13 protein-coding genes are annotated in these 17,683 nt (G+C 49.3%); 5 read left to right on the forward strand and 8 right to left on the reverse strand.

Annotated elements, in window-relative coordinates; translation table 11 throughout:
- Nucleotides 1-1,010: site-specific integrase (locus DW039_RS17570; RefSeq protein ID WP_120382175.1), on the reverse strand; the 1,010-nt coding region annotated here is incomplete at its 3' end.
- 529 nt (nucleotides 1,011-1,539) lie between these two features.
- Here DW039_RS17570 and DW039_RS17575 point away from each other — a divergent pair.
- The 5 genes from DW039_RS17575 (at nucleotide 1,540) to DW039_RS17595 (ending at nucleotide 7,605) form a co-directional block, all read left to right on the forward strand.
- Nucleotides 1,540-3,447 carry a fimbrillin family protein gene (locus tag DW039_RS17575; RefSeq protein ID WP_022402253.1) on the forward strand — a complete coding sequence of 636 codons (1,908 nt, stop codon included), beginning with the start codon at nucleotides 1,540-1,542 and terminating at the stop codon, nucleotides 3,445-3,447.
- Between the two features lie 91 nt (nucleotides 3,448-3,538).
- Nucleotides 3,539-4,492: a methylenetetrahydrofolate reductase [NAD(P)H] gene (gene metF, locus DW039_RS17580; RefSeq protein ID WP_044467401.1), complete on the forward strand. Its 954-nt coding sequence runs from the start codon at nucleotides 3,539-3,541 to the stop codon at nucleotides 4,490-4,492.
- Between the two features lie 72 nt (nucleotides 4,493-4,564).
- Nucleotides 4,565-5,692 carry a DNA polymerase III subunit delta' gene (gene holB, locus DW039_RS17585; protein WP_044467400.1) on the forward strand — a complete coding sequence of 376 codons (1,128 nt, stop codon included), beginning with the start codon at nucleotides 4,565-4,567 and terminating at the stop codon, nucleotides 5,690-5,692.
- Between the two features lie 73 nt (nucleotides 5,693-5,765).
- Nucleotides 5,766-7,142, forward strand: coding sequence for a regulatory iron-sulfur-containing complex subunit RicT (gene ricT, locus DW039_RS17590; protein ID WP_171030125.1), 1,377 nt, complete (start codon nucleotides 5,766-5,768; stop codon nucleotides 7,140-7,142).
- On the forward strand, nucleotides 7,120-7,605 hold the full coding sequence (locus tag DW039_RS17595) for a gliding motility lipoprotein GldH (protein WP_009037256.1): 486 nt from the start codon (nucleotides 7,120-7,122) through the stop codon (nucleotides 7,603-7,605). Before ricT ends, DW039_RS17595 begins: the two co-directional genes overlap by 23 nt.
- A gap of 317 nt (nucleotides 7,606-7,922) precedes the next feature.
- Here the strand turns inward: DW039_RS17595 and rodA are convergent, their stop codons facing one another.
- From rodA to DW039_RS17630, 7 genes are all read right to left on the reverse strand, one after another.
- The gene (rodA, locus tag DW039_RS17600; RefSeq protein WP_044467399.1) at nucleotides 7,923-9,380 is read right to left on the reverse strand and encodes a rod shape-determining protein RodA; all 1,458 of its coding nucleotides are present in this window, start codon (nucleotides 9,378-9,380) and stop codon (nucleotides 7,923-7,925) included.
- A 91-nt stretch (nucleotides 9,381-9,471) separates the two neighbouring features.
- Nucleotides 9,472-11,340, reverse strand: coding sequence for a penicillin-binding protein 2 (mrdA, locus tag DW039_RS17605; protein WP_034523063.1), 1,869 nt, complete (start codon nucleotides 11,338-11,340; stop codon nucleotides 9,472-9,474).
- A gap of 19 nt (nucleotides 11,341-11,359) precedes the next feature.
- Nucleotides 11,360-11,863, reverse strand: coding sequence for a rod shape-determining protein MreD (gene mreD / locus DW039_RS17610; RefSeq protein ID WP_016274216.1), 504 nt, complete (start codon nucleotides 11,861-11,863; stop codon nucleotides 11,360-11,362).
- 106 nt (nucleotides 11,864-11,969) lie between these two features.
- Complete coding sequence (gene mreC, locus DW039_RS17615; RefSeq protein ID WP_117878721.1) at nucleotides 11,970-12,815, reverse strand: rod shape-determining protein MreC; 846 nt, start codon at nucleotides 12,813-12,815, stop codon at nucleotides 11,970-11,972.
- Nucleotides 12,815-13,837, reverse strand: coding sequence for a rod shape-determining protein (locus DW039_RS17620; protein ID WP_005828544.1), 1,023 nt, complete (start codon nucleotides 13,835-13,837; stop codon nucleotides 12,815-12,817). The genes mreC and DW039_RS17620 overlap by 1 nt, the downstream gene beginning before the upstream one ends.
- 122 nt (nucleotides 13,838-13,959) lie before the next feature.
- Nucleotides 13,960-15,483, reverse strand: coding sequence for a bifunctional phosphoribosylaminoimidazolecarboxamide formyltransferase/IMP cyclohydrolase (purH, locus tag DW039_RS17625; RefSeq protein WP_005828546.1), 1,524 nt, complete (start codon nucleotides 15,481-15,483; stop codon nucleotides 13,960-13,962).
- A 160-nt stretch (nucleotides 15,484-15,643) separates the two neighbouring features.
- Complete coding sequence (locus DW039_RS17630; RefSeq protein WP_009037259.1) at nucleotides 15,644-17,680, reverse strand: M13 family metallopeptidase; 2,037 nt, start codon at nucleotides 17,678-17,680, stop codon at nucleotides 15,644-15,646.
- Between the last annotated feature and the right edge of the window lie 3 nt (nucleotides 17,681-17,683).

The raw sequence follows: 17,683 nt of genomic DNA on the forward strand, positions 1-17,683 counted from the left end.
CCGCAACGCTTGGCGACGGCACGGATACCGGCAAGGCACGTGTTATAATGCGGTACGGGGAATATCCTGCCGTCCTCGCACAGCCCCCGGTATTTGCCGATTATGCGGTTGGCGATGTCGAGCAGGCGGATGTTGGACACCACGCCCGTTTTCTGGCGGTTGATGTTTATCCACTCGTGTTCGTCGAAGTAGGTGCGGATATTCTCTTCTGTGAGGCTGCGCATATCCGAAAACGATAACCCGGTGAAGGCGCAGAACAGGTAGAGGTCACGGTACAGTTCTTGTTTGGCGTTTTTCAGTTTCCCGTCCATCAGCAGGCGTATTTCCTCTTTGGTCAGGAAACTGCGTGTCGTTTCCTCCTTCTTGATTTCATACTCGCGGAACGGGTCGCGTGTCAGCCACTCGTTGTTGATGGCGATGAAAACCATCGTCCGTAGCGGGCAGACATACAGCCACACGGTATTGGTGCAGCAGTGCTTGTCCGTGCGCAGGAACATCTCGAAATCGGAGATGAAAGCCGGGGTAAGCTCTTTCAGGGCGATGTCCTTCACATGGTAGCGGATGTCGAGGAACTCTTGCAGGTGCTTGTAAACGGTGCGGTACTTCAACAGCGTGCCTTTGGCTTTCATGCCTGCCTCCACCTGTTTCTCGTAGTCCTCGTTGTGCTGGCGGAACACCTGCATAAGTGTATGATGGCGGTGTTCCAGTCCAAGAAATGCGTTCTTGACTTTCTCCGCTGTGACGAAATTATCACGCTCCATGATTTCCTGATAGTGCCTGTTGATGCGTACCCGCATCTTGTCAAGCATACGGTTCGTTTCGAGTGCCGCCGTGCTTCTGCCCGTGACACGTCCACCTTTGGTGTCCCACAATTTCGGATCGACAGTCAGCTTGCAGCTGAACTGCGTTTGGCTGCCGTCAACTGTGATGCGTCCCATGACGGGAACTGTCCCGTCCTTTTTCACTACCTGACGCTTGAGGTAGTAGATTACTGAAAATGTACTCTTCATTGTCCTTAATTTTTTGGTTTCAAAATTAGTTGGTGAAGAGTCCGGTGTCGGTACGCAAAACGGAGAGGAACGGCGCAATCTTTTTCCGTAACCGGATTTTTCGCGTGAGTTGTCGGTAACTCACTATTCCTTAGTGTCTTGTTTCGCCCTCCGTGCCCGTTTGTCGCATTTTCGGGCATGGTTACGAACAAGTAACGTTGCGGCGTCAGGATTTGGCTTCGGCAGGGATTGTAATGGCTTCACGAATTATCGCCACTTCAACTAAAACCCTTGTAACTCAATTCTATCACTATATCTTTCCGCATTTCACTTTTTTGTAGTAACTTTGTACCCGAAACCTATTAAAAGTTATTAAAAAATAAGATTAAAAAGCACTGCGGCATCAAGCGTGATACTGATAATTAGCATCCAAAAGCGTAAAAGACTTTTCCATACCGGTTATAGCTCTGCTAAATCCATATTTTTAAGACAAGGTTCATTGAGTATAATTGGGAAAGCGGAAAAACCGTTGCCCCACAATAATAATACAATGAAGAAACTTATTCTTGCAAGAGGAGTCTTGGCTGCCTCTTTATTCTGCTGCATGTCCTTAGGGAATACAGCTTGTGTGAACCGGATTGACGAAGAATCAGAAGCGGAAATCGAGGAAGGGACGACACCTATCACGTTCTCTATCAAAATGGAAAAGGCCAGTACCAAGGTCACAAACACCGCCTTTGAAAAAGGAGACAGAATGGGCTTGTTTGCAACCACTTCCTCCGGCTCCATCAAGGGAAAACGGTATATTGACAATCTGGCCCTGGAATATACGGAAGGCTCCACACTGGTTCCCAAAAAGACAGTATTCTATCCGGAAGGAGATGTGTCACTGGACTTTATCAGTTACCACCCTTACCAAACCGAAGGGGTAGCTGCCGGTACACCCGTTCTTCCCGTATCTGTGCAGATAGACCAGAGCAATGAGAAAAACCGCGCACAAAGTGACTTCTTGGTAGCTAAAGCGCAAGGAATCACCAGTAAAACCAAATCTGTAACCCTGGAGTTCCAACACAAGCTGTCCAAACTGGCAATCTCTCTGACACCCGACGCAAGCAACTCTGCCAATGATTTGCTGAAAGCCAATCCGCGTATCATCGCAACCGGGCTCAAGACCTCGGCCGATTATAATCTGGAAGACGGGACTTTCAGTAATCTTACGGGGACACAAGACATCATAGCCTCCGGCGAATGGAGCGTCAAAGACAACAAACTTACCGGCAAGGAATTCATCATCATACCCCAAACGATAAATGATGGCAAGCAATCCTTCATTATGGAGTGGAGCGGACGTATATACAGTTGTGCAATACCCGAAGTGGAAATGAGTAGCAGCACGCAATGTATCATTAACATATCAGCCATGCAGAGCAACAGCAACGTACTGAGCAGTTTTGCCGGAAAAATCAAGGAATGGAGCAGCCTCCCTCCCATCGACACCGACAATATGGAAGATTACACTGCCATACATATCTCCGCTCTCTCCTTTTCTCTTTCAAATGTGTACAGAATTTATCACGAAGGGATACCCATTGCAGAAGTCTGCAAGGAATATCTCAAATCAGCGTCATTGACTTCCAGAGCCGTTATAGCCTATCCCATAGGCGAAAATGAAAAGACCGACCTGAGCAATGGAGTCATCCTACAGCTTGCAGACCGTAAAGACACCATCTGCGGAGGAAGAATAAGCTGGAATACAGACGACTATGGATTTACCTACACTAAAGGGGAATATACCGGCATAGACAAGCTCTATATAGACAATAACCATAAGCTACTTCTGGATAAACCGGAAAACGCCATCAAAGTGAATGTGGCATGCTACACCCTTCGAGACATCAGAAAAGGAGTGTCTACCGAATACCCCATTGTCAAGATTGGAGCCCAATACTGGATGGGTAAAGAGCTCCATGCCACCACCTACCGTGACGGAGCTCCCTTGAAAAAACAGAGTGACTTGGGAACAGACAAAGCCGGATATTACAAGCCGGACAAATATGACATTTATTTTTACAATGGAGAATCCATACTGGCAGGAGAGCTGGCTCCCGAGGGCTGGAAAATTCCATCGGATGCAGACTGGGAACAGCTGAAAAACTACACCGGCAACGATGCCTCCATACTAAAAGCAGGAGAATGGCAGGCAATGGTATCCGGTGAAGTTGCCCCCGTCAACAACCATACCCGGTTCAATGCTTTCCCGGTAGGAATGTGGTACAACAAAGGACACAACAGCCCCAATAAAATGACCGCCTTTTGGAGTTGGGATCATACAAAGCATACCCTTTCGGAAAGCACCATTTATTTTCTCGGCGAAAGCGACGAGTTTGTATCAAGCACTGCCCATGTCACCGGTAAGCCCTACTATAAAGCTCTTTCCATCCGCTGTATAAAAGAATAGCCGGCAATTTCGGCATTTCTCATTTCTTTTTTGTATTTTTGTTCCCAATGTGCAAGATTTTTGCCAATCGGACAAAGATAACGAAAGAGAAATGAGAGTAATCGACCTGATAAACAGTAACGAAAAAACAGCTTTTTCCTTTGAAATATTGCCACCACTGAAAGGTACGGGCATCGAAAAGCTGTATCAAACCATAGATACGTTACGGGAATTCGACCCCAAATACATCAACATCACCACGCACCGCAGCGAGTACGTATACAAAGACCTCGGCAACGGATTGTTCCAGCGAAACCGCCTACGCCGCCGCCCCGGCACCGTAGCCGTAGCTGCTGCCATCCAGAACAAGTACAACATCACCATGGTGCCGCACATCCTTTGCAGCGGCTTCACCCGCGAGGAGACGGAGTACGTGCTCCTCGACCTGCAATTCCTCGGCATCACCGACCTGCTGGTGCTTCGCGGTGACAAGGCAAAGCACGAATCCTCGTTTATCCCCGTAGGCAACGGTTACCACCACGCCGTCGAACTGCAAGAGCAAATCAACAACTTCAATAAAGGCATTTTTGTGGACGGCTCCGAAATGAAAGTCACCAACACCCCCTTCTCGTACGGCGTAGCCTGCTATCCTGAGAAACACGAGGAAGCCCCCAACATGGATACAGACATCTACTGGCTGAAGAAGAAGATGGAGATGGGTGCAGAGTATGCCGTGACCCAGCTCTTCTACGACAACCGGAAGTATTTCGACTTCGTGGAACGTGCTCGCCAAGCCGGTGTCACCATCCCGATTATCCCGGGCATCAAGCCCTTCAAGAAGCTGTCACAACTCAGCATGATACCCAAGACTTTCAAAGTCGACTTGCCCGAAGGACTGACCCAAGAGGTCTTGAAGTGCAACACCGACGCAGAAGCCCAGCAAGTAGGCATCGAATGGTGCGTGCAGCAATGCAAAGAGCTGATAGCCCACGGCGTCCCCAGCCTGCACTTCTACTCGGTAGGAGCCACGGACAGCATCAAGGAAGTAGCCAAACAAATATACTGAACAATTGACAATTGATAATTGACAAATGATAGTATCACAAGTAATAACTCATAACTTATAACTCATTACCCCGTGTTCAGTTTCAAGGACATAATAGGCCAAGAGCCAGCCAAGCAAAGGCTGATACAAGAAGTGCAGGAAGGACGTATCCCCCACGCACAACTCTTCTGCGGCCCTGCCGGAGTAGGAAAACTCCCATTGGCACTTGCCTATGCCCGCTACATCTGCTGTCCCAACCGGACGGAAACCGATGCCTGCGGTACTTGTCCCTCCTGCGTGAAATGGAACAAGCTGGTGCACCCGGACGTACACTTCGTATACCCTATCGTCAAGAGTGCCAAAGGGAAAAAGGAAGTCTGCGACGACTATATCGCCAACTGGCGGCACCTGCTGCTGAACAGCCCCTACTTCGGACTGAATCATTGGCTGAACGAGATGGATGCCGAAAACGGGCAAGCCATCATTTATGCCAAAGAGAGCGACGAGATAACCCGCAAGCTCAGTCTGAAATCCAGCGAAGGAGGTTACAAAGTCACCATCGTATGGCTGCCCGAAAAGATGCACGAAGTCTGCGCCAACAAGCTGCTGAAGCTGCTGGAAGAGCCGCCCGAGAAAACGATATTCCTCCTCATTTCCGAAGCTCCGGAAATGATACTGCCCACCATCCTCAGCCGCACGCAACGCTTCAACATCCCCAAGATTGAAGAAGCCGACATAGCCGAAGCCCTGCAGCAGAAGTACGGAGTGCAGCCCCGCGACAGCGAGACCATAGCCCACCTGGCAAACGGAGACTTTATCAAAGCATTGGAGACCATCCATCTGAACGAGGAGAACGAACTGTTCTTCAATCTCTTTGTCAGCCTGATGCGACTCTCCTACCAGCGCAAGATACGGGAAATGAAACAATGGAGCGAGCAGCTTGCCGCCATGGGACGCGAACGGCAGAAGAACTTCCTGGACTACTGCCAGCGTATGACCCGCGAGAACTTCATCTACAACTTGCACCGCAAGGAGATGAACTACATGACGCTGCCCGAACAGAACTTCGCCACCCGCTTCGCCCCCTTTGTCAACGAGCGTAACGTCGTGGGTATCATGGACGAACTGAGTGAAGCGCAGCGCCACATCGAGCAGAACGTAAACGCCCGCATGGTGTTTTTCGACTTCTCCCTCAAAATGATTGTTTTATTGAAACAATGAAAAGTGGCAAGACAATGAAATGCAAAGTATCAAATCGTAAATAGTAAATAGTCAAATCGTAAATAAACAGATGATGGAATTTAAACTACATAATGGAAGCGGAGGCCTGTGCTGCAAGAGTTGCGGCAGGCAGGACAAGCAACTGAACACCTACGACTGGCTGGCCGACATACCGGGCAATGCCGATGAGAGCGAGCTGGTAGAGGTTCAGTTCAAGAATACCCGCAAGGGATATTTCCGCAACAGCAACAAGATACCTCTGGAGAAAGGCGACATCGTAGCCGTAGAAGCCACCCCCGGACATGATATCGGTGTGGTGACCCTGACCGGACGGCTCGTGCCGCTACAAATGAAGAAAGCCAATATCAAGTCCGAGGCAGACATCAAACGCATCTACCGCAAGGCGAAGCCCGTAGATATGGAGAAGTACAACGAAGCAAAAGCCCGCGAGCACGCCACCATGATACGCTCGCGCCAGATTGCCCTGGACCTCAACCTCAACATGAAGATTGGTGACGTGGAATACCAGGGAGACGGCAACAAAGCCATCTTCTACTACATCGCCGACGAGCGTGTGGACTTCCGCCAGCTCATCAAGGTCCTTGCCGACGCCTTCCGCGTGCGCATCGAGATGAAACAGATTGGCGCCCGCCAGGAAGCCGGACGCATCGGTGGCATCGGTCCCTGCGGACGCGAACTCTGCTGCGCCACCTGGATGACCTCCTTCGTGTCGGTATCTACCAGCGCTGCACGCTTCCAGGACATATCACTGAATCCGCAGAAACTTGCCGGACAATGCGCCAAGCTGAAGTGCTGCCTCAACTACGAAGTAGACTGCTACGTGGAAGCACAGAAACGCCTGCCCTCACGCGAGATTACCTTAGAGACCAAAGACGGTGAGTTCTTCTTCTTCAAAGCCGACATTCTGAGCAACCAGATAACCTACTCGAGCGACAAGAACATCCCCGCCAACCTGGTGACCATCAGCGGCAGACGCGCCTTCGAGATTATCGGTTTGAACAGACGTGGCATCAAGCCCGACAGCCTGATAGAAGAAACCCATCGTTCCGAACCCAAAAAGCCGGTGGACTTGCTGGAACAAGAGAGTCTCACTCGCTTTGACCGCAACCGGAAAGGCAAGAGTGGCAGTGACGGCAACGGTGGCGAGAACAGCAACAACAGCCGTAACAAGAGAAAGAAAAAGAGTGGAAACGGTCGTCCGCAAGGAGGTGAGCAGCAGGGTGCTCCGCAATCCAACAACCAGAGAGAACAATCCAGGCAAGACCGGCAACCGAGACAGAAACAAGACCGGCAAGCACCCAAACAAGGTGAACAGCAACAAGGCGAACGTCAACAACGGAACAATAACAACCGTCGTCCGCCCCGTAACAATAAGCCCAAACCTCAAGGTGAAAGACCTGCCCAAAATGACAAACCGGCTCAAGAATAGGAATCTCTGCCTGAAAGGTATCATACTACTGTTTGTCGCAAGCCTGCTGAGCGCTTGCGACAAACAGACTGTATACCATTCCTTCCAATCCCTTCCCACCGAAGGCTGGCTGCGCGAAGACACGCTCTCTTTCGACGTGAAGGTCACCGACTCACTGACCTACTACAAACTGTCTTTGGAAGTTCGTAACCGAAGCAACTACCCCTATCAGAATCTACCTCTATCCATCTGCTACACCACCGCAGATTCCATTCCGTCACCCACGGACACCATACAGCTAATCCTCGCGGACAAAGAAGGAATCTGGAAAGGTGACGGCTGGGGAGGTCTCTATCAGACTGCCGTCTCCGCAGGAAGCGTTCGAATCGGCAAACCCGGCACCTACCTCTTTAAAGTGGCCTATACGCTACCGGACGAAAGGCTGCAAGGAATCAATGACATCGGCATCAAACTGAAGAGATAGGAACTCCCTATTGTTCTTTATTACCTTCTTCTAACAACCACCTCAGTCTCCCACTCACGTCTCCTTGAAGCGGAAACGGGCGGGGTATCATAACTTGCCCTCTTACCTCGTAGCGTTACGTCTTTTACGCCAGGATGTAACGACCGTTACACCAGCATGTAAAGGGCGTTACAATATAGCGTAAAAGTCGTTACGATACAGCGTAAAGGACGTTACAATGTGATGTAACGGCCGTTACATTACGATGTAAACAATGTGTAAATGCAATGTAATGATAATCAAGTCCATTCGCATGTCCCACAAGGAAACGGTCATAACTAAATTCGGCGATTACGTCCCGCATCAATCCGCAGAAAGATAAACAGCAGGATTGTGAATCCCCAGAGAGAAGAACCTCCGTAACTGAAGAAAGGCAACGGGATACCGATGACGGGGGTCAGCCCCAGCACCATGCCTATATTGATGAATAGATGGAACAAGAATATACTAAGCACAGAATAACCATACACCCGGCCAAAGGGAGATTGCTGCCGCTCGGCCACGACAATCAGCCGTAAAATAAGAATAAGGAACAGTAACAGTACAGCCGTAGACCCTACGAATCCTTCCTCCTCACCCACGGTGCAAAAAATGAAGTCCGTATCTTGCTCCGGCACATACTTCAGCTTTGTCTGCGTACCGTTCAAGAAACCTTTGCCGGTCAGCCCCCCGGAACCGATGGCTATCTTCGACTGGTTCACGTTATAGCCGGCACCAGCAAGGTCCTCTTCCATACCGAGCACCACCTTGATACGTATCTGTTGATGGGGCTCCAGCACTTTATTGAAGAAGTAGTCGCTGGAGTAGAGGAAACCTATCGAACCCAAAGCAAACAGCCCAATCAGAAAATAAGATAAATGGCGCTCGCTTAAAGAAAGAAAGACAAGATACCCGACAACAAGTGCACAAAGCCCCCACTGCACCCACACCAAGTTGAAGGGTACCACGTATTCCGAAATCAGATAAGCCACGAGCAGCACTCCCAGCGAACCGCCGATAATATTCCGCGTGGGTTCCCAACGTTTTTTATAAACCCATACCATGCCTCCGGCAAAAAGCAGTACCATCAGCAGCACGGCAAATTCTCCGATAGGCGTCGGCGTATCGGCAATCATCACCGCATCAAAACGGATACCCACCACGAAGTAGACCACTGCACATATACCCGAGAACAGCACCACGCCCGGCATTCCCTCCCGATAAAGCATCAGGAAAAATGCAGAGTACACCAATGCCGAACCCGTCTCCCGCTGCAGGATAATCAGCAACATGGGGAAGAGAATCAGGAAAGCCAGCATAAGAGAGCTTTTCCAGTTCTTCATCGTAAACGAGTAGGCGCTCATATACTTGGCAAGCGCCAGCGCCGTGGCAAACTTGGCAAACTCCGCCGGCTGCAAACTGACCGGCCCCAGGATGAGCCACGACCGCGACCCTTTCGTGTCGGGCGCAATGAATATCGTGACAATCAGCAACAGCATCAGCCCTATATATATAAGGTAGGAGAACATGTCATAGAGGGAATCGTCCAGCATCAGCAGCACAAACCCCAGCCCGAAGGAACATATAATCCAGACAAACTGCTTGCCGGCACGCGTAGAGAAGTCCAGAAAGTCACGGTCACCATAATCATAACTCGCCCCACAGACACTGAACCAGCCGAATACAATCAGCAGCAGGTAAACGACAATCGTCACCCAGTCCAATGATTTCCATATGCTATCTCTCCTTGTCACCAATTTATTTACGATTTTACTATTTACTATTTACTATTGAAGTCACTCACCGTTCATCCCTAACCCCTAATCCTTAATCCCCAACCCCTCATCATCATCTCTCCTCATCTCCGTAAAGTATCACCCGGTTACTGAATTCTTCCGCCCGTATCTCATTCTCGGGCGACAACTTTCCATGCAGATACTGGTCCATCATCATGGCACCGATAGGTACGCCATACGTGGCACCGAAACCACCGTTCTCCACATAGACGGCAATGGCTATCTTAGGGTTGTCCATCGGGGCAAAGCCCATAAAGACAGAATGGTCCTTGCCGCGGTTCTGTGCCGTGCCCGTCTTTCCGCAGACCTCCACACCCGGCAGGATGGCTCCCGCCATGCGGCAAGTGGCGCTACCCGTACTTCCGTCTACAGCGGCACGCATGCCTTTCACCACCATTTCATAATATTCGCGGTCGATGGTGGGATAACGGGGATTGCGATAGATGCTGTCCAGTTCATTGTCTTCTATCTCCTTCACGATGTGCGGAGTAATGAAATGCCCCCGGTTGGCAATGGTGGCACCCAGATTGGCTATCTGCAACGGGGTGGCAAGAATCTCTCCCTGCCCGATGGAGATACTAATCACCGTCAGACCGTTCCACGAACCCCGATAGGGCTTGTCGTAGAACTTGGCATTCGGTATCAGTCCACGCTGTTCGCCGGGGAGGTCGGTACCGAGCCGATAGCCGAAGCCCTGCGATACCATGTGGTCTTTCCATACGGTAATGGCATTCTGCGGCGAACCGTATTTTTTATCACCGAACATGCGATACAATCCCCAACAGAAATAGGAATTACAAGAGGTAGCGATGGCAGGAATCAGCGACAGAGGCGAACCATGTCCGTGACATCCCACATGAAGGCCTTTATGATTGAAACCATGCGCACAAGGGAAAGTCGGATAATCTTCGTGGATAATCTCTTCCTGAAGGAAAGTCAGTGCCTGCGCCGTCTTGAAGGTGGAGCCCGGCGGATAAGCTCCCATGATGGCACGGTTCAACAAAGGCTTCCGCTTGTCCATCTGCAGCAGGCGGTGGTTCTTTCCCCGCTGGCGCCCTATCATCAGATGAGGGTCAAAGGTAGGCGAGGAAACCATGCACAGAATCTCACCCGTAGCCGGTTCGATGGCCACAATGGCACCGATTTTGTGTTGAAGCAGCCGTTCGCCCAACATCTGGAGGTCAATGTCGATGCCTAGTGTCAGGTTCTTGCCGGGTACGGAGGAACGGTCCAACTGTCCGTCCATGTAGTGTCCCTGGATGCGCCCGTGAGCGTCACGAAGCAGAATCTCCACCCCCTTCTCTCCACGCAGATACTTTTCATAGGATTTCTCGATGCCTTGCTTGCCTATATAGTCTCCGCGAATATAATAGTCATCGTTCTCAATGTCTTTCTTGGACACTTCGCCGATGTCTCCCAGCAAATGGCCGGCAGAGTTATAGGTATATTGGCGGATAGTACGCCGCTGAATATAGAAACCTGGAAATTTGAACAGCTTCTCCTGAAACACACCGCACTCTTCGGCAGAAAGCTGCGTCATGAACACCTGATGGGTGTATTTGGAATAACCGGGGTTCATCCAGCGGTTCTTGACGTCCTTCATCCGTTTGTCAAACTGCTCACGGGTAATGTTCAAGGCACTGCAAAGGTCGAGTGTATCCAGCTGCGTCACCTCCCGAGGCACAAACGTAATATCATAGGCAGGCTGGTTAAACACGAGCAACTTACCGTTACGGTCGTAGATAGCCCCCCGTGATGGATATTGTATCTTGTTCAGAAAAGCGTTACTGTCCGCGTTCTTCTTGTAGTCATCAGTCATGATTTGCAGGTCGAACAGCCGGAACACGTAAATAAGAACGATGACAATAGCCGCCGCTCCAATTACATATTTCCGCTTTTCCAGTGTATAGTCTTTCATCAATTCCTAATCCTTAATCCCTTTATCCTTTCTTTCTTATTCCCTCAACAGCCATAATACAAGTCACAGTAAGCAGGGTACTTGCCGCAATTCTCAACAACAGCGTACCGATATGGGCAAAAGAGAAGAATTCGAGGGTAAGCAACAAGCCATGATGTACCAGCACACTCACAACCAGATATTTCAGGAAAGGAAGAATCCCCATTGTACGGATGGCCGGAACCAGTGTATCCAGCGTGTCACGAGGAACGAACAGCCGCAGGAAAGTGGGGCGCAAGAAAGCCAGCAACACCGTAGCGGCAGCGTTCATCCCCGGTGTGTCGGAAAAGACGTCGACAGCCAACCCCAAAAAGAATGCCCACAACATCAACGCATTACGGGGAGTGTCCGACTCAAACTTCAGTATCAAGTAGATATACAGAAATGGAGTGGCATATCCTGCAATATGCACATTGTTCAATATCAGCACCTGCAACAGTACCAAGCCTATGAACCATCCTATTTTATGCAGATAATTAATTAACAACGCTAATGAGTTATAAGTTACGAGTTACAAGTTATTGAGTGTATAAGTTATAAGATATAAAGATGATTAATCCCTAATCCTTAACCCCTAATCCCTAATTTCTTAGTCACTTCTCGTCCGCCCTCGACTCCAATGCCTTTTGTTCATCCTGCCCGTTGCGGGAAATGACGCGCACATTGCTCACCTTTCCAAAGTCCGTAGCCAGCTTTATCTTCAACAGATACGAAAGTCCGTCGTGCGAGTCAGACATGTCATCCACTGTCCCCACCATGACACCTTCGGGAAACACGGTGGAATAGCCGCTGGTCACTACTGTATCTCCCAGATTGAATTCGGCATGCCGGGGCAAATCCTTCAGATAGGCAAAACGGGAGTCACCTCCCTCCCACTTCAGATAACCGAAATAATCACTGCCTACAATCTTACAGCTGATGCTTGACTTACTGTTCAGCAACGGAATGACCAATGAATAATGAGGAGAGGTTTTATACACAATACCCACCACGCCATTGGCATCCACAACTCCCATCTCGGGACGGATACCTTCCGTTGTTCCACGGTCTAAAGTGATATAATTGTCAGCCTTGTTCAAGCTGTTCTTTATGACATTCGCCTTAAATATCTGATACTCCGTAGGAGCAAGCCGTTCCATGCTGTACAGTCTGGCGGAGTCCAGTCCTTTTTCTTTCAATACATTTTCCAGAAAGGAAAGCCGCTGCTCCAACCACATATTACGGTCGAGCAGGTCCTCATTGGCCGTCTTCAGATGGAAATAAGAAGTGATGCCACCCGATATTTCATAAACCTTCCCCGCCACGCCATTGGCAGAGGTGAAATACACACTCTGCTGGTAATGATTAAAGCGAAATAATAAAATAAAACTGGCAACCTCTAACAGAAGAAAGAGGAACCAGTAATTATATTTAATGAGAAAGTTTAATAAATTCCGCATTACCGCATCAAAAATGAGAAGCGGTCAACGTTCTTCAATGCCACGCCCGTACCTTTGGCAACGGCATGCAAGGGGTCTTCCGCAATGTGGAACGGTATGTTTATTTTATCAGTCAGACGCTTATCCAGTCCACGAAGCAATGCACCGCCACCGGCAAGGTAGATACCGTTGTGAACGATGTCGGCATACAATTCGGGAGGCGTATTTTCCAATGCGCTCAAGATGGCTGTCTCAATCTTAGAGATAGACTTCTCCAGACAGTGCGCCACTTCTTGATAGCATACCGGCACTTCCATAGGCAATGCCGTAATGCGGTTCGGACCATGAACGATATAATCTTCGGGAGCATCCTCACCAAGTTCCGTCAAGGCAGCACCCACATTAATCTTAATACGCTCAGCCATACGCTCGCTGACCTTCACGTTGTGCTGGCGGCTCATATATTCCTGAATATCGGCAGTCAGGTCGTCACCGGCAATACGGATGGAGTTGTTGCTTACGATACCTCCCAAAGAGATAACGGCAATTTCCGTAGAACCACCACCTATGTCAACAATCATGTTGCCTTCGGGAGCCTCTACATCGATACCGATACCGATGGCAGCAGCCATCGGCTCGAAAATCAAATAAACGTCGCGCCCGCCGGCATGCTCGGCAGAGTCGCGCACGGCACGCAGCTCCACTTCGGTACTGCCCGAAGGAACCCCGATTACCATGCGGAGTGACGGAGAGAAGAGACGGTTACGGTTGTTCACCATCTTGATAAGTCCGCGTATCATCTGCTCGCAGGCATAGAAGTCGGCAATCACACCGTCGCGCAACGGACGGATGGTACGTATGTTTTCGTGGGTCTTTTCGTGCATCATCTTTGCCTTGTCACCCACGGCAATCATCTTATCGGTACGACGGTCCAAAGCCACCACCGAAGGCTCATCCACCACAATCTTGCCATTCGTGGTGATGATGGTATTGGCTGTGCCAAGGTCCATCGCTATTTCTTGTGTAAAGGAGAATAATCCCATTAATATTTACGATTTAACTATTTACGATTTATGATTGATATACCTCTTGTTTACAATTTGAGATTCAGACTTACGATGTAACTTCAATCGTAAATCGTAAATCGTCAAATCGTAAATCCGAATTAGTGTTTAAAGTGACGGAATCCCGTAGTTACCATGGCAATGCCATGCTCGTTGCAATATTCAAACGAGAGTTCATCCTTGATACTTCCACCCGGCTGGATGACGGCTGTTACGCCTTCATTGCCGGCAATTTCCACGCAGTCGGGGAAAGGGAAGAATGCGTCACTTGCCATTACAGCGCCATTCAAGTCGAAACCGAAGTTTTTGGCTTTCTCGATAGCCTGCTTCAAAGCATCCACACGGCTGGTCTGACCTACACCACTTGCCAACAACTGCTTTCCTTTTGCCAGCACAATGGCATTCGACTTACTGTTCTTCACAATCTTGTTTGCAAAGAGCATATCCTCAATTTCCTGTGCAGTGGGAGCCTTCGTAGTTACAGTCTTCAATTCTTCAGGAGTTTCCACCTTAAGGTCGCGGTCCTGAACCAATACGCCATTCAGCAAAGAACGGAACTGCTTCTTAGGCAGAGCTGCCGGCTTGCGGACCAGGATAATACGGTTCTTCTTCTGACCGAGGATTTCCAACGCATCCACATCATAATCGGGAGCGATAATCACCTCAAAGAAAATTTTATTGATTTCTTCGGCAGCAGCCTTGTCAATCACGGCATTAGTGATGAGCACACCACCAAAAGCGGATACCGGGTCACCGGCAAGCGCATCGTTCCATGCTTCGAGCACAGTGGGACGTGAAGCCAGTCCACAAGCATTATTATGCTTCAGGATAGCGAAAGTCGTATCCTTGAATTCGTCAATCAAGTCAACGGCAGCATTGATGTCGAGCAGGTTGTTATAAGAGATTTCCTTACCGTGAATCTGGTCGAACATAGCATCCAGATTGCCATAGAAATAACCTTTCTGATGCGGATTCTCACCATAGCGTAAAGTCTTCTGGCTGTTGGCAGAACAACGGAAAGCGGAACCTTCCTCGCCATCGAAATAGTTGAAGATGGCAGAATCATAGTGTGAAGACACTCCGAAAGCCTCTTTGGCAAACCAACGACGTTCTTCGATGGTAGTAGTGGCTCCGTGTTCCATCAGCATGTCGCGGAACGGCTGATATTGTGCTTGCGAAGCGATGATAACCACGTCGTTGTAGTTCTTGGCTGCGGCACGAATCAAGGAGATACCACCTATGTCAATCTTTTCGATGATGGCAGGTTCTTCGGCACCACTGGCAACGGTAGCCTCAAACGGATAGAGGTCAACAATGACGAGGTCTATTTCGGGGATTTCATATTTTTCAATCTGTTGCATGTCTTGCTCCAATCCGCGGCGGCAAAGAATACCTCCAAAAACCTTCGGATGCAAAGTCTTCACGCGTCCGCCCAGGATGGAAGGGTATGTAGTGAGGTCTTCCACTGCCTTGCAGGGATAACCCAGGGATTCTATAAACTGACGGGTTCCACCGGTTGAGAGGAACTCTACACCTTCTTCATGCAGTTTGGTAATGATTTCGTCCAAACCTTCCTTATGGTAAACAGATACCAGAGCTGTTTTGATTCTTTTTGTTTCAGACATGGATTTGCGTATTAAAGTATGCGTATATTAGTATTTGATGCGCAAAGTTACAAATTTTGTTTATTCATACATACATTCATACACAATAAATTAGGTATAATTAAAAAAGGCGGCATCTGTTTCCAGTCTGCCGCCTTTTTTTAAGGGTTATTTTGTTGGTTTACCAAATAGATACACGTTTTTCTACCGGCAAGAACATCGGGTCTTTTTCTGTCACGTTGAATGCCTCATACCAAGCACCGATTTGCGGCAATGCACCGTTTACGCGCCATTCGCCCAATGAGTGCACATCACTCTTCGTGCGGTTCAACACTTCTTCGGGACGGATATCATTGGCCCATACACCTGCGTATGCCAGGAAGAAACGTTGTTCGGGAGTAAGACCATCCAGCACCGGCAGCGGATTGGCAGCCGTAGCTTTCTTGAATGCCTGATAAGAAACCTGCAGACCACCGTGGTCGGCAATATTCTCACCCAATGTCATGCGTCCGTTGGCATATACGCCCGGAGCAACCTCGATGCTATCAAAGAAGTTTACCATCACCTGGGCACGCTCGTCAAAGTTCTTGGCATCTTCAGCAGTCCACCAGTCTTTCAGGTTACCGTCCTTGTCGTACTGGCGACCCTGGTCGTCGAATCCGTGAGTCATCTCATGACCGATTACCACACCGATGGCACCATAGTTGAAGGCATCATCCGCATTCATATCGAAGAAAGGATATTGCAGGATACCGGCGGGGAAACAGATTTCGTTCGTAGTCGGGTTATAGTAAGCGTTGACGGTCTGCGGAGTCATCAGCCATTCGTCCTTATCCACCGGCTTGCCGGCCTTGGCTATCATTTCGGCATGGCTCCACTCGTTGGCACGTTCCATGTTTGCCCAGTAAGAGTCGTTTTTGATTTCCAGTGTGGAGTAGTCTTTCCAAGTGTCGGGATAACCAATCTTCACATGGAAGGTAGCCAGTTTCTCCAGAGCTTTCACCTTAGTGGAATCACCCATCCAGGCAAGATTCTGGATACGTTCGCCCAGGCTTTCCTGCAAGTTCTTCACCAAAGTCACCATACGCTCCTTGGCAGCAGCAGGGAAATATTTCTCCACGTACATCTGACCTACAGCTTCGCCCAGCGCGCCGCTTACAGTGCTTACCGCTCTCTTCCAGCGAGGCTGCATTTCTTGTGTACCGCTCATGGTGCGGCTGTAGAAGTCGAAGTTCTGTTCTGCCATAGCATCGTTCAACAAGCTTGCGGCAGAATCAATCAATTTCCATTGCAGATAAAGGCTCTGCTGTTCAATGGGCAGCGTATCCAGAATATCGGCAGCAGCTTTCAGTGAAGCGGGCTGGCCTACGATGATTTCCTTCACATCCTTCAAGCCCATGGCAGACAAATAAGCATCCCAATCGAAAGTAGGATAATTCTTCTTCAACTCTTCCATGCTCATCTTGTTATAATTGGCATGCGGGTCACGCAACTCCGTACGAGAGCGGAAAGCCTTGGCAAGACGTGTTTCCACATCCATCACCACCTCCATACCTTTCTTGGCAGTAGCCTCGTCGAAACCAGCCAACTGATACATCTTCTGTACATGTGTACGGAAAGCATCACGAATTTTGGCAGTAGCCTCATCATTCTCCAGATAGTATTCACGTTCGCCCATGCTCAGCCCGGTCTGATAGGTCTGTACAGCATTCATGCTACTGTTCATTTCGTCAGCGCCAACATACAGCACGTTGTAGGCGATGATACCCTTCTTCTGCATATCGCCCAGCAAGGCATAAAGCTCCTTCTTGTCCTTCAAAGCAGCCAGCTGGTCGAGTTCAGCCTTGATGGGGGCTACACCGTCCTTGTTCAGCTTCACGCTGTCCATTACGATTTTGTACAAGTCACCGATTTTTTGTGCCACGCTGCCGGCTTCGTGCTGGGTGGCGGCAAGCTCTTCAATCAGTCCTTGAATCTGCTTGCGGTTGTTTTCTGCAAGGATAGTAAAAGAACCGTACTGTGAGTATTCAGCAGGAATCGGATTGTTCTTCATCCAACCGCCACATGCGTATTGGTAAAAGTCAGTTCCGGGTAGAGCCGTTGTGTCAAGATTGGCGAGCTGGATGCCTGCTGTAAGTTCAGCCTGCTGCTTGCCGGTGTTGCAGGAAGCCGTCATCAGACAGAATGCTGCAATGGGTAACAAATGATTTGCTTTCATAAA

This window comes from Bacteroides sp. AF39-16AC (assembly GCF_003602735.1).
In the GTDB taxonomy this organism is placed as follows: Bacteria; Bacteroidota; Bacteroidia; order Bacteroidales; family Bacteroidaceae; genus Bacteroides; species Bacteroides uniformis.

Bases quoted from the DNA above. Each gene is read 5' to 3' on its own strand.
- DW039_RS17575 (WP_022402253.1), top strand. From the start codon at position 1,540: ATGAAGAAACTTATTCTTGCAAGAGGAGTCTTGGCTGCCTCTTTATTC.
- metF (WP_044467401.1), top strand. From the start codon at position 3,539: ATGAGAGTAATCGACCTGATAAACAGTAACGAAAAAACAGCTTTTTCC.
- ricT (WP_171030125.1), top strand. From the start codon at position 5,766: ATGGAATTTAAACTACATAATGGAAGCGGAGGCCTGTGCTGCAAGAGT.
- DW039_RS17595 (WP_009037256.1), top strand. From the start codon at position 7,120: ATGACAAACCGGCTCAAGAATAGGAATCTCTGCCTGAAAGGTATCATA.
- mreC (WP_117878721.1), bottom strand. From the start codon at position 12,815: ATGCGGAATTTATTAAACTTTCTCATTAAATATAATTACTGGTTCCTC.
- DW039_RS17620 (WP_005828544.1), bottom strand. From the start codon at position 13,837: ATGGGATTATTCTCCTTTACACAAGAAATAGCGATGGACCTTGGCACA.
- purH (WP_005828546.1), bottom strand. From the start codon at position 15,483: ATGTCTGAAACAAAAAGAATCAAAACAGCTCTGGTATCTGTTTACCAT.
- DW039_RS17630 (WP_009037259.1), bottom strand. From the start codon at position 17,680: ATGAAAGCAAATCATTTGTTACCCATTGCAGCATTCTGTCTGATGACG.